Here is a 13,927-nt window from a genome sequence, read left to right as displayed (position 1 = left end):
TCCACCATTTCTCATTATTGAGAGCCATTAGCTCAGTTGGTAGAGCACCTGACTTTTAATCAGGGTGTCGAAGGTTCGAGTCCTTCATGGCTCACTTTACCTTGCTTTTTGCGGTTGTGGTGGAACGGCAGACACGCTATCTTGAGGGGGTAGTGCCCACCGGGCGTATGGGTTCAAGTCCCATCAACCGCACCATATCATTCGAAATTTACAGGGCCTTGCTTAGCAAGGCTCTTTTTTGTTGTCTTCATAATGTTGAGCTTGTAATTTTCGCAAGGATAAAATCCCGAAAGCTGCATCAAAAAATTGAACATGGAATTAACGATAAATTGAATTGCGGGTATTCTGTCCAGACGGTATAATGCATCATCATCATATGGCATCGATTACATGAAAAAGCGAGGGATAGCATGATCGTTTGGACGAATGCTGGACAGGTTGGCCAGGAAGTAATAAGGATAGGATTCACCAATCGGATATCCGCGGTAAGCGTTGATCCCGTTTCCTCTAAGAGTAAGAAACAGGAAGGTCCGCAGCCATGAAACTGATGAAGTGGCTGTTCGTCAACCGGAGTATCAGAACGAAAATCGTTTGGAGCAGCGTAATTACATCGCTTGTTCCGATGCTTGTGTTGTCTTATCTTTTTTACGAATCTAGCACGAGATCGCTGGAGCGCACGATGTACCGTAGCACCAGCCAGAATGCGCAATATGTGGCTGGCTATTTGAATCAATATTTTCGCGATCTGTCTTCATCGGCCTTGCAAGTGTACGGTTTTTCCCGTGTCATGAATTTGATGGAGCATGGCCGCAAGGTGAATGACGAAGATTTCTTTGCTCTTGGCGAGTCGCTGAAAAATTATTATGCGCTTGTATCCAATAAGAACAAGGATACCGTTATAAAGATCATGGTCTTTGGCAAGGACAACAAGCTGAGGGACTTTTGGTCAAGAGCAGCCAGTTACGATTCCATCCCTTTTAACGAGAGCATTCCCCATTACGGGGACATGCTCGATTTGCCGTTCCAGCAGTCGCTCTCCTTCTCCTACAAGGACGCTGCGTTTAACCAGGACTTTTTCGTATTTTCCATTACGATTTATGATCCTTTCTACCATAGTAAAATCGGAACGCTTGTCTTTTACATTCAGATGAAGGAGCTTACCAAAGTCATCGAGGCGAACAACCAGTCACCGAATGTCATTGTGCTGCGCAATTCCCGGGGCGAGACCTTCTACCATACGAGTGACAAGTACGACGATATTGTGCCTACTTTCGAGGTGCCGGACGCCAAGCTGAAAAAAAAGCCGAAGGAGCTCCGATTTGAGCAGCGCAAGGATCTGCTCGTCAGCACCTCTTATTTGGATAACGGGAACTCCACGCTGACCATTATTTATCCGAACGAAGAGCTGGCTCGCCATCGCAACAATACGCTCTTCATCGCAATCGGAGCGTTGGTATTTGCGGTTGTGTGTATTTCGCTGCTGTCGCTCTTTGCCCAGCAATACCTGACTAGGCCGATTAAGCGGCTTGGCCAAGCGATGAAGAAGGTACGCACCGGCAACTTCCATGTTACGCTGTCCCAGCCTTACCGCTATCGGGATGATCTGTCCGAGCTGAACCGCAGCTTCAATTTCATGACGGAAAAAATACGGGAGCTGATCGAGCAGCGGTACCAGATGCAGCTTCGGAACAAGGAAGCGCAGCTGCTTGCCCTGCAAATGCAGATAAACCCCCATTTTTTGTACAATACGCTGCAAACGATTGGCGGTAAGGCAGTGCTGATCGGTGACTATGAAATTCCGGAGATGTGCCGTTCCCTCGGCGATTTGTTCCGATACAGCTTTTATGAGGGAAATACGGAATCCACGATCCGGCAGGAGCTGGCCCATGTCGCCAACTATTTGTATATCCAGCAGTTCCGATTCGAGGAGTCGCTTCGCACGGAGTTTGACGTACCCGAGTCGCTAATGGAGGCAACCACCATTCGCTTCGTGATGCAGCCGATTATCGAGAATGCCGTTATCCATGCGCTTGGCGGTCCGGATGACGGTCAGCTGCTTATTCGCGTTGGGGCGGAGACGTACGATGGCGCGATCGTATTGTCGGTCAGCGATAACGGCCCGGGCATAGCGCCGGCCAAGCTCGCGGAGCTGCGCGGCGACATGGAGAAGAAGTCGATGGAAGTATTCTCAGGGGTTTCGATTGGATTGAAGAACGTTCACGAGCGCATACGGCTTGCCTATGGCGAGTCGTATGGCCTCGAAATCGACAGTAAACCGAGTGAAGGAACGGTTATACGCATCCGAATTCCATGCAGAAAGCGGGGAGAATCGCATGTTTAAAGTAATGGTCGTCGATGACGAGCCATGGGGGCGCAAGTCGGTCGGCAAAATGATCGAAGAGCTGCAGCTGGACGTTGAGGTTGTCGCGGAGGCCCGCAACGGCGCGGAAGCGCTGGAGCTTATTCCGGTGAGCAAGCCCCATATCATCGTCACGGACATGAATATGCCGGTTATGAACGGCCAGAAGTTTCTCGAGCAATTGTATCACCGGTATAACCATATCAAGATTGTGGTGATCAGCGGTCATTCGCAATTCGAATATATGAAGGCAGCCGTTGCCTACCAGGCATGCGAATACGTGCTGAAGCCGGTATCGCTTGCGGATTTGAAGGATGCCATGGTCAAAGCCATACAGGCAAGCCGCAGCCATATGAGCGTGGAGCAGCGCCAGCAATTCGCAAGCGAAATGCGCAAGCTGCGTACCGAGACGTTTTTGCAGAACGTGACGGGACGGCGTATCGCCTACAGCGCCGATATTGTCTCCCAGGCAGCGGAGCTGCTCGCGAGTCCGCCGGTAGGCCGCTACAGGCTTGCTGTATGCATGATGCGTCGATTCCGCGAGCTGGCGGAAACCAAGTTTAACGGCAATGCGGACTTGCTAATGTTCAGTATCGAAAATATGATGAGCGAACTAACGAGCGGCGCACCTCTATACGTATTCAAATCGGACGACCGTCAGCGGCTTTGCCTGCTGTTGCCGGAACCGGCTATGGACGGCGGGGGAGTGCGGGAGCTGCTGCTGCCTTTCCATGAGACAGCCAGCCGTATGCTGCAGCTATCTGCCGTTGTTGGCCTAAGCGATCCGCGCGACCTTCTGGACCAATTGCCGGAGGCGTTCGAGGAAGCAAGCGAGCGTCTGTACGGCAGTCTGCTGCGTGGAAGCGAGTTCGCGGTAAGGGCAGCCGATATGCCGCAGGAGATGCGGGAGAGCGGCGAGATGCTCGGCGGATTCGACGCGAAGCTGCTGCAGCAAGCGATTGTTGGCGGACAGGCTGCCTCCGCCCGCAGAATGCTTGGCGAGTTTGCGCGCAAAGCGGAGATGTCGGAATCGCTGACCATCCGGAGCGCCCAGAAAGAGCTGCGCAAGCTTAGTGCTGCCGCCGGAAGCGAGTGGCCGGCTATTGCGGCAGCTAGTCCGTTGTTGTCCGATCAACGGGCGATCGACAGCGTAATGACGCTCTCCGCGCTTCACGCCTACGTATCGGAGCTGTCAGCGGCCATAGAAGCGCACATCCATGCAAAGGGATCGTCGGATGCGGGCAATCCAATGGCCGAGATTGTGGCGTATTTGGACGGGCATTATTTCGAAGATGTTGGCCTGATCGACATGGCGACCCGCTATCATATGGACCCGAGTTACCTGAGCCGGCAATTCAAAGCCGCAACCGGGGAAAATTTCATCGAATACGTAACGCGTAAGCGCATGGAGAAGGCATGCGAGCTGCTTCGGGAATCCAATCATAAGGTATCGGATATTGCCGAACTGGTCGGTTACGAGAATCAGCGGTATTTCAGTCAGGTATTCAAGAAATTTACCGGACATACGCCATCGGAATTCCGGGAGTCGCCGGCGCCTCTTTCCCAGCCTGCAAAAAATTGAACATCGCATCTCCAATTTATTTTATTCCTGCGGCCGCCGACAACCAGTAAACTGAGCATCAGGACGAGAAAGCTCGATCCGAGAACATCAGACAAAGGGGATATGGATATGAACAAGAAACTCGGCCTTGGTCTCAGCATTGCGTTGATGACCGCGCTGCTGAGCGCTTGCGGCGGAAATAACGGCAACAACGCCGGCCCGGCGAATTCGGCATCGGAGCCGGCCAACTCGGCAACGGAATCGGCGAGCGCGCCGGCAACGGAAGATACCGAGCCGGTTACCATCTCGTTCATGCATTTCAAGAGTGACGCAACGGACGGCATTAACAAAATCGTCGAGCAGTTCGAAGCGGAAAATCCGAATATCAAGGTGGACGTACAGCCGGTCAAATTCGACGACTACGCTACGCTGCTCAAGACCAAGCTAGCCAGCGGAGATATCGTTGACGTATTCACCTTAAATGCCGGCAGCACGACTAAGCTGTACAAGGACGGCGGTTACCTGGAAGACTTAACCGACCAGGAATTTATGAAGACCTTCGATCCGAGCGTGCTAGCCGAGCAAGCAACGGACGGCCGCAACTATATCATGCCGCTGAACGCAGGACCAATCGCCGTATTTTATAACAAGAAAATTTTCTCCGATCTCGGTATCGAGATTCCTACGACATACGATGCGCTAATCGCGGCTGCGCAAAAAATCAAAGACTCGGGCAAAACCCCGTTTGCGCTTGGCTGGAAAGACGGCTGGCCGCTTGGCATGTGGCTTAGCCGCGACTTCCCGAGCAACACGGTGCTCGTTGACAAGCAGACCGACTTCTTCGACAAGCTGGAGAAGGGAGAAGCGAAATTCGCGGACAATCCGGCAACGAAGACGACGATTCAGCATGCGCTCGACATGTTCAAATACGGCAACAAGGACCAGCTTGGCGTGGACTACAACGGCGCGGTCGACATGTTCGCCCGCGAAGAAGCGGCCATGATGTACATGGGGACTTGGCCGCTGCCGGATATCGAGAAGAAGAATCCGGAGCTGTTCGCAACCGGCATGGGCTACTTCCCGTATCCGTTCAGCAATGATCCGGCGCTTAACAAGCTGGAGTTCAACCCGGATGCTTCCGTAGCGGTGAACAGCAAGTCCGAGCATAAGGATGCCGCGTTCAAATTCCTCGCCTACTTGGCTAGCGTACCTGCGGCAAACACGTGGGTAGAGAACGTGAAGACCTTAACGTACGTAAAAGGCGCATCCGCAGACATCGCTCCGGCCGTTTCCGACCTGAAGCCTTATTTCGATAACGGTCAGTTGTACAACTCGCAAGTGTATATTACAACAACGATTGACTGGACGACGCAGTTCTCCCAATACGTACAGAAAGTGTTCTTCAACAAGGCAACGGCGGATGACATTATTAAGGATCTTGATGATTGGGTTGCCAAAAACCATAAATAACGCAGGATTGGCCACGCGGACGGCATAGGCGCAGCTTATGCCGTTCTTTTCGGGAAGGAGAGGAACCGATGGAAAGCTTGAAAAAAACGATTCGACGCGAGATGTGGTACGTCCTGTTCCTTGTTCCGGGCGTACTGTTGTTCGCCTTCGCCGTCATCGTGCCTTTTGTAACGGGCATTCGTTATTCGTTTACGAACTGGGACGGCATTTCGCGCAAGCTGACTTATATTGGCTGGGACAATTACGTGAATGCGATCCAAGACCCCGATCTATGGACGGTTCTTGGCAACACGTTCAAATATGCGATTATTCTTACGCTGCTCGTCAATTTAGTGGCGCTCTTATTTGCGCTGCTGCTCGACAGCTACCTGCCGCTGCGGAATTTGTTCCGCACGATTTTTTTCCTGCCAAGCGTCATTTCGGTTATACTCGCCGGATTCATCTGGAGCTATAACTACAGCCAAGGGTTTCCGAGGCTGCTCGCTCATCTGGGGATGGACGTAACCAGTCCGCTAGGCAATCCCGACCGCGCGTTATACGGTCTCATCATCATCGCCGTCTGGCAGGGCATCGGCTCGCCGATGATTATCTATATTGCCGGCTTGCAGGGCATTCCGGCCGAGCTGTCGGAGAGCGCGCGCATCGACGGAGCGGGTCCGCTCCGCGTCTTCCGCAACGTTACGCTGCCGCTGCTCGCGCCGTCGGTGACGATCAACATGCTGCTCGTGCTGACCGGCTCCCTGAAAGTGTTCGATCTCGTCCTTGTTACGACAAACGGCGGACCGGGCTTTGCTACCGAGGTTATTGCGACCTTTATTTATAAGAATGCGTTCTCTTCGTTTAAAGCAGGCTACGGCATGGCGCTATCGATGATCTTCTTCGTCATTCTGGTCATCGTAACGGTCGTGCAGGTAACCATATTCAGAAAACGGGAGGTGGAGATGTAATGAGAAGCACGCGATTGCTTGTGTTTATTGCCGTTGCGGCCGTTGCCGCCGTGTTTCTGTTTCCGCTCTACGTCGCCGTGCTTATGGCGCTCAAATCGGCGAAGCAGACCTTCGATTCCTTTTACGCGCTGCCGCCGTCCCCGGATCTGGCTAACTTCGTTCATGCCTGGGATACGTCCAAGTATCCGACCGCCTTTCTGAACAGCGCAATCATCACCGTCCTTTCGGTGCTGCTTATCCTGATCATTTCCGCCTTGAGCGGGTACGCGATTGCGCGCGGCAGCAAACCGCTCTACAACTTCTTTTTCCTGCTGTTTCTTTCCGGCATGATGGTGCCGTTCCAGGTCACGATGCTGCCGCTCTACCAGCTTGGCAAATCGCTTGACATGCTGAACAATTATTGGGGGATTGTCCTGATCTACGGCGGATTCGGCGTTCAGTCGGGGGTTCTGTTCTTTACCGGCTTCGTACGGGGCATTTCGCGGGAGATTGAGGAGGCGGCACGCATTGACGGCTGCTCTACGCCGGGGATTTTTATCCGCATCGTTATGCCGCTGCTGAAGCCCGTGACCGCGACGGTGCTTGTGCTTAACGCGCTCTATATCTGGAACGACTTTTTGCTGCCGTTATTGTACTTGCAAAGCAAAGACTTCCGGACGATACCGCTGCAGCAGTATTTCTTCTTCGGGCAATACAGCAGCGATTTGAACCTTGCGTTCGCGTACGCGGTGATGGGGCTTATCCCGATTATCGTTTTCTTCCTGTTCATGCAGCGCTTCATTATTAAAGGGATTGCGGCCGGAGCGATCAAAGGCTGAAACGCAATCGCGCTTAAACCTCGGTAAGCAAAAAAGCGTACATCGATCACACAAATAATTGGATTATTTTGGACGGTCGACTGTCGTACAATGGGTGGCGAGAGCAGGGTTGTCTGCTCATCACCACTCATTGGGAGGGAAAATAATGAGAAGGAATGGCTTGAAGGTTGTGCTGCTTCTCTCGCTGCTCTTGTCGGTATTGCTGCCTGTCGGTACCCGCATGACGTATGCGGCAGCCGTGTCAATCTCTCAGACGGGCAATATTGTAACCGCTACCAACGGTGCGATTACCGTTGCGTACGACCTGTCGACGGGCAAAGGCACGTTCAAGGAAGGCAGCACGACACTCATCAGCGATTTTTACTCGGATTATGCGATCAGCGGAAGCTCAACCAGGTACAAGTCGACCGATTCGGCTACAAGGACCGCAAGCTGGACGACAACCGGTACCGACGGTTATGGCACAAACGGCAAGCTGCTGACGATTACAAACGCGCTTGCTTCGGGATCCACAATCACGCTTCGCATCACCATGTACGAGAACCGTTCCTATATCCTCTCGGATATGACGGTCAGCAAAGGGACCTCGCAGACGATCGACTTCCTCGAGCCAATCGCAGCCAATAATCTCGACATCGGCTCCGGCAGCGACAAACGCATTTATACGACTCCTTATACGAACAACTATGACTTTGGCGTAGCGCCGGTTAACGATTTCGGCAACAGCCAGAACGGCGACGACCGTCCGTACGGTGCGGGGGAAACCTGGTCGGCGTTCAACGGCAAGAGCTACTGGGTGGCGGCCATGTTCGACAATGCAAGCAAGAAGGGCGTCGTCGCCGGCGCGGCCACGACAAAGACGTGGAAGAGCATGCAATACCTGGCCCCGGCCAGCACGGCAAACGGTCCGCTCACCGGGTTCTCAGTCTACAACGCCGGCGGGAAAAAGAGCGGTACGAGCGTTGCGAGCGATAAGTTTTTCCTCGGTTATTTCGCGGACTACCGCGACGGATTGGAGACGTTTGGCCAAGCCTACGCCGTTGGGGAGCCAAAGCTGAATTGGACCGGCGACGTGCCGATCGGCTTCAACACGTGGTATGCGTATTACACCTACGGCACGGCGGATGCGATGCTGCCGACAACGGATTACTTCTACACGCACCTGAAGTCGCTTGGCTACAATTACATGAATCTCGACTGCTGCTATAAAGGCGTCCCTACCAAGACGCCGGTACAGAATCTGAAGGACTTCGCCGATTACGTGCACAGCAAAGGGATGAAAGCCGGCACATACTCCGCTCCGTTTGCGATCTTTGATCCGCTGACGGATACGGTGCCAACGACTTCGTATACGTTTGGCGATATTGCGCTCAAGGATGCTTCCGGCAACCCGATCAAGTCGTACATCAATACGTACATCGTGGATGCGACCCATCCCGGCGGCCAGGCGTATTTGCAATGGATCATGCAGACGCAGCATATCGACCCGGGCTTTGATTACGTCAAGCTCGATTTTATCGACCTCGGCATGTATGAAGGCAGCTTCTATGATTCCACGAAGAACGGGATGGAAGCTTACCGGATCGGCATGCGGATCATGCGCGATACCTTGCTCGCCGCGCCGCAGGACATCTATATCAACGAATCGATAGCACCGCTCTTGCCATCGGGTTATGCGCATGGACGCCGAACGGGCGTCGATACGACAATCGGACTGGAGTCTTATCCGGGCATCGAGCGCCAAGCGCTTAACACGGCGGCTTCCTGGTGGACGAACGGTACGTTGTATTCGTACAATGACCCCGACATGCTTTTCCCGGAAAGCGTCATAGACGGCTTTAATAAAGTAACGCTGAACGAAGGAACGCTGCTGTCCACGGCGATAATAATGGGAGGCGGTCATCTCCTTATTGGCGACAACGTGCCGTTTATTTCGGAGGATCGGATGAAGACGCTGTTCAACTCCGATTTGCTTAATCTGGTGAAGGCCGGCAAGGCGGCGCGGCCGTTGTCGATGACGAACTTTTATCATAAGCTCGAACACCCCCCAACGGCCCTTTATTTAACGGCAGCTAACGGAGATAAATACGTCGGGCTCTCCAACTGGGATATGAACAATTCGCAGTCCGCATCCGTAGCGTTCAGCGATCTCGGTCTTAGCCCGAGCGCAACCTATACGCTGACGGAGCTGTACAGCAAGACGAAGCTTGGCACTTACTCCGGCAGCTACAGCCGCACGCTGAAGCCGGGCGAATCGGTTATCGTGCGCGTCTCCTCGCAAGCGAGCGCATGGCCGACTGCTGCGGCGAATCTCGCCTCCGGCAAGACCGCAACGGCATCGTCGACCTGGTCCGCGCAAGCCGGTTACGAGGCAAGCAAGGTGACGGACGGCAGCCAAGCGACGAGATGGAGCGGGGAGAACGGCACCGCGAACAACCAGTGGATCGAAGTTGAATTTGGCTCCAGCACAAGCGTTAACCGGGTTGTTGTGAATGAGTATGCCTACGGCAGCCAGAACTTCCAGATCGATACGTATACCCTGCAATATTGGAACGGCTCGAGCTACGTGAACCTGACGAAAGGCTTCACGATTGGCGACAGGCGAATATTCGACTTCCCGACCGTCAATACGTCCAGAATCCGGCTTTATATCAACAAGGCGAGATTTATTCCATCGATCAACGAGATCGAAGCGTATAATGTGAGCGGCAATACGGGTTATGTGATCGATCAGGATAACAGCAGCGCCTCGTATTCCACGTACTCGGATATCCGTGCGGGTATTCAAAGGATGCAGACGTTTACGTTAACCCAATCAAGCCTGCCAAGGCTGGATGTCTACTTGTACGAAAGCTATGTAAACAAGGTGCCGGAGGATAACTATTATCTGGATATCGTTCAGCTCGATGCCAACAACAATCCGGTGCAAAAGCTGTTCAGCGCTTCGCTTAATCCGAACAATATTCCGGGAGCAGCGACGCCTTACGCGGTATATCCGCGCCTGACGGGACTGGACACCACGAAGAAGTACGGACTAATCTTACGCTCTCCGCAGACGCTTGACGACAATTCAACCGATAACAAGTACGGGTTTGCTTATAACGACAGCAATCCGTACGCCGGCGGGCTCGAGCGGCTGTCAACAAACGGAGGAGCTACCTGGACCACCGAGAACGGCGGCAACCGCGATTTGATCTTTACCATCTACAAGTAACAACGCGCATATAATCGCATAAAAGGGTGCCCCGCTGACAGCCGAAACGGCTGTCGCGGGGGCCTTTTTTGCTGCTGAAGACAGCAACGAAGCTTGTGAAAAATAACTGTTGCATAACCGGGAATGTTGGGCTATAATCTTCATTACGCGTTACGAAAAATGCGGTCATGGCGGAATTGGCAGACGCGCTAGATTCAGGTTCTAGTGTCAGCAATGACGTGGAGGTTCGAGTCCTCTTGACCGCACCATACGCGGAAGTGGCTCAGCGGTAGAGCATCGCCTTGCCAAGGCGAGGGTCGCGGGTTCGATTCCCGTCTTCCGCTCCACGGGATGTAGCTCAGCTTGGTAGAGCACCTGGTTTGGGACCAGGGGGTCGCATGTTCAAATCGTGTCATCCCGACCATTTTGTTCATATTGCGGATACAGCAAGCCCGCCTTATATAGAAAAGCCCTTTACCCACTTTGGATAAAGGGCTTTTTCGTGTTTGGATACGATTCCCTCTTGCAGCTTTCCTCCCCATCAGGCAGGATAAACTCATAAAGCATCGAATATTGTCTTGTCCCATACTTGTTGTGAGGTGATGAGGTGCACGGCAAACGCTTGTTTAAGTCTCCGAGAACGGCTCATATTAGAAAGACGGGCATCTTGTCCATGCTGCGCAACCGGTTTTTGTTCTCCTCTCTTCGCAAACGCATTATGGTGTTACTGACCATTGGCTTTGTAGGCTGTGCCATTCTGATGGCTTCCGTCTCCTACAATGCGATCTACACGATGCAGCACGATAAAATCAAAACCTCTATGGCATTTGATCTGTATCAGCAAACGACAAAGCAGAACCAAATGTACAACAATCTGCTCCAGGTTACCCAGCAGATGACGCCGGAAGGCACGGTAGGCCATCTGATGGAGACGTATGTATACACCGCGGACATTTATAGTCAGCGTCTTCTCTCCCGCGATATTTCCTATAACATTGGCTTGATTACGTTCTCGAACCCGGCTATGCAGCTGGTGATGTACTACAATAACGCAAGCGGGCAAGCAGCTTATTCGAATTTGCCGGTGCGTACGGACTTTAAGCTTGAATCCTTGCCGGATGTTGCCGGTATGGGGGAGCTGAGATACCAGTCTCCGCATAAATCCTTATGCCGGTTCAGCGATGATCTGGTGGTGTCCGTGACCCGGGAAGTTACCTTTTCGGACGGAACCAAGCTTGTTGTCTACGTGGAGGCCAAGACCGATATTCCGACGGATATGAGCTCGGTTACCGAAAGTTTGAACATGCCGTATACGCTTGTGTTTACGAATTCTGCAGGCAATGTAACGTATAGCAGCAATACGGCTGCATTTGAAGCGGGCCAGCACCTTGAGCTTGAGGGACAGTCGGGCGCGACCGACGATTATGTCTGGAACCGGATGACCGGGGATTACGGCTATGACATAACCTTGCTTCTCCCCGTCTCTTATTACAATCATGAGCTTTATACGTGGAAAAATCATATGTATTGGATTCTCGCCATCGCCCTCCTGATGATGTTTATGCTTACGCTTGTGCTGCGGCGGCTCATTAACCGGCCATTCCGGCTGATCGAGAAGGAGATGCGGACGTTTGGCAAAGGATACATGGGCACTACGCAGTATCATACGGGAATCGACGAGTTTGACCGGATTTTCGACCAGTTCAACATTATGAAAAGGCAGATTCAGAAGCTAATTATCGACGTGGAGCAGAAGGAAAAGCGCCGGCATCAGCTGGAGATCGAAAAGCTTGCCTACCAGATCAACCCGCATTTTCTAATGAATACGCTTAATTCGGTGCGCTGGCTGGCCGTTATGCATAAGCAGGAGGAAATCGAGAAGTTTATCTCCTCGCTTATTATTTTGCTGAACTACAACCTGGGCAAATCCGAGGAAAAAGCGACCTTCCGATCAGAAATTCAGGTCATGAGAACCTATCTTGAGCTGCAGCAGATGCGGCATGATTTTGAAGTGAAGCTGGATATTGCCGAAGGAGCTTATCTGGACAGCCCGGTCGCAAGGTTCATCCTGCAGCCAATCGTGGAAAATGCCGTCTGCCACGGCCTCGACGACAACGGTATGCTGGAGATCAGCGTGCTGCCGGACGAAGCGAAGCAGATGGTGCGCATTATGATCCGCGACGACGGCAAGGGGCTTAGCCAGGAGACGTTGGCCCTGCTGCAGCGCGACACGCCTGACCAGCAGCAGACCGGCTGGGGAATCGGACTCCGTTACGTCCGCTCCATGCTGGAATCCTTTTATGGCCACAAAGCCCGGATGGGCATAGATAGCACGCCAAATCAAGGGACGACGGTTACGTTGTACCTTCCTTTTCTCGAACAACGAAAGGAGAGAGCCATGTGATTCGTGTATTAATCGTTGACGATGACAAGCTTGCGCGCAAAGGCTTTATTTCCATCATGCCATGGGCCAATCATGACATGGTTGTCGTTGGAGAGGCGGCGAACGGCGCGAAGGCGCTTGAATTCATGGAGCAGCATGAGGTGGATCTCATGTTTGTCGACTTGTCCATGCCCGTCATGTCGGGAATGGAGCTGCTTCAGGTGACGCGCCAGAGGTTTCCGGGCCTTCGTTCCGTTATCCTGTCGTTCCATGAGGAATTCGAGAATGTGCAGACGGCTTACCGTATGGGCGTGCTCGATTATATTTCCAAGGTGCGTCTGGAATCGGAGGATGACGAGCAGATTTTGAAAAGGATTGGGCAGCAGATGTCGGGAACGGCAACGCAGCAACCGTCCAGCCAGCTTCCGGCGGCCTTGAATCCTGCGCCCGCACCCGAGCAAAACGTCCGTGCGCAGGAGGAGGAGAGCTGGAGCGGGCTGGAGCAGGAATGGCGCTCTAACTACTGGCTTTATAATGAATCGGTCTTTCAACGGCTATGCAAGCAGACCGCGCAAGCCAAGGTGTCCTTCCGTCGCCTGGAAGGGCTGTTTATGCGCGTGTTGTCTCAGCTCGAGACCGACCTTGGCCTTGCTGCCGAGCTGGGCTCCGATGCGGCCGATATCCGTTCGGCCGTCGAATGGATGCGGGATTTCCGAAAGCGCGTATATGCGCAGGTGGCGGCAACCACCGATTTTACCAATACAACCACAAGTATACTGAAGGCGGTGCTGTTCATTCGCGAGCAGGCTTCGGGTACGCTGCACGCCGAGGATGTCGCCGATCACGTACACATGAGCAGAAGCTATTTCAGCCAATGCTTCAAGAGGCTGACAGGCTCGACGTTTAACGATTATTTGAAGCAGGAGCGGATTAGATCGGCCGAGCGGCTGCTGTGCGAGACGAATCAGTCCATCGCGTGGGTTGCCCATGCCGTAGGCTATAACGACTCCAAATATTTCTCCCAGCTTTTCTATGAGCAGACCCGTCTCCTGCCTTCCGAGTTCCGCGCGCAATTCATAGGGGGGAAGATTGACTACAACTAATCGAACAAATATCTACCCCCGTTTCTTGATTGAACACAAAACAGGGCACATCCGTCCGACTTTTTTTAAGCGCTTTCATTGTACAATGGGTAA

The 13,927-nt window shown here is 52.9% G+C and carries 8 protein-coding genes and 5 tRNA genes; all 13 read left to right on the top strand.

All coding sequences use genetic code 11. The features are described 5' to 3' along the window. Positions 1 to 21: 21 nt before the first annotated feature. The 13 genes from EV294_RS29540 to EV294_RS29480 all read left to right on the top strand — a co-directional run bounded on the left by EV294_RS29540 (position 22) and on the right by EV294_RS29480 (position 13,834). Positions 22 to 94 (top strand) — tRNA-Lys (locus EV294_RS29540). A gap of 16 nt (positions 95 to 110) precedes the next feature. Further along, positions 111 to 195, top strand: a tRNA-Leu gene (locus EV294_RS29535). Positions 196 to 538: 343 nt separating this feature from the next. Further along, positions 539 to 2,341, top strand: coding sequence for a sensor histidine kinase (locus EV294_RS29530; RefSeq protein WP_132313476.1), 1,803 nt, complete (start codon positions 539 to 541; stop codon positions 2,339 to 2,341). Further along, positions 2,334 to 3,941 carry a response regulator transcription factor gene (locus EV294_RS29525; RefSeq protein ID WP_165930848.1) on the top strand — a complete coding sequence of 536 codons (1,608 nt, stop codon included), beginning with the start codon at positions 2,334 to 2,336 and terminating at the stop codon, positions 3,939 to 3,941. Before EV294_RS29530 ends, EV294_RS29525 begins: the two co-directional genes overlap by 8 nt. A gap of 108 nt (positions 3,942 to 4,049) precedes the next feature. Continuing rightward, complete coding sequence (locus tag EV294_RS29520) at positions 4,050 to 5,390, top strand: ABC transporter substrate-binding protein (RefSeq protein WP_132313472.1); 1,341 nt, start codon at positions 4,050 to 4,052, stop codon at positions 5,388 to 5,390. Between the two features lie 68 nt (positions 5,391 to 5,458). After that, a complete protein-coding gene (locus EV294_RS29515) occupies positions 5,459 to 6,337 on the top strand; it encodes a carbohydrate ABC transporter permease (RefSeq protein ID WP_132313470.1) in 879 nt (292 codons plus the stop codon). Continuing rightward, positions 6,337 to 7,155: a carbohydrate ABC transporter permease gene (locus EV294_RS29510; RefSeq protein ID WP_132313468.1), complete on the top strand. Its 819-nt coding sequence runs from the start codon at positions 6,337 to 6,339 to the stop codon at positions 7,153 to 7,155. Before EV294_RS29515 ends, EV294_RS29510 begins: the two co-directional genes overlap by 1 nt. 145 nt (positions 7,156 to 7,300) lie before the next feature. Continuing rightward, positions 7,301 to 10,369 (top strand): discoidin domain-containing protein, encoded by a 3,069-nt coding sequence (locus EV294_RS29505; RefSeq protein ID WP_132313466.1) that lies wholly within the window; start codon positions 7,301 to 7,303, stop codon positions 10,367 to 10,369. A 161-nt stretch (positions 10,370 to 10,530) separates the two neighbouring features. Next, a tRNA-Leu gene (locus tag EV294_RS29500) sits at positions 10,531 to 10,617 on the top strand. Between the two features lie 3 nt (positions 10,618 to 10,620). After that, positions 10,621 to 10,695: transfer RNA gene (locus EV294_RS29495), tRNA-Gly, on the top strand. Continuing rightward, positions 10,696 to 10,772: transfer RNA gene (locus EV294_RS29490), tRNA-Pro, on the top strand. Positions 10,773 to 10,970: 198 nt separating this feature from the next. Then, entirely contained in the window at positions 10,971 to 12,752 is a 1,782-nt protein-coding gene (locus EV294_RS29485; protein ID WP_165930847.1) for a sensor histidine kinase, read from the top strand. After that, complete coding sequence (locus tag EV294_RS29480) at positions 12,749 to 13,834, top strand: response regulator (RefSeq protein ID WP_132313462.1); 1,086 nt, start codon at positions 12,749 to 12,751, stop codon at positions 13,832 to 13,834. The genes EV294_RS29485 and EV294_RS29480 overlap by 4 nt, the downstream gene beginning before the upstream one ends. The last annotated feature ends 93 nt before the right edge of the window (positions 13,835 to 13,927 follow it).

The organism is Paenibacillus sp. BK033 (genome assembly GCF_004345425.1).
Lineage (GTDB): Bacteria > Bacillota > Bacilli > Paenibacillales > Paenibacillaceae > Pristimantibacillus.
Note: the sequence above shows the minus strand (reverse complement) of the source record. Positions and strands in the feature narration are given on the sequence as shown.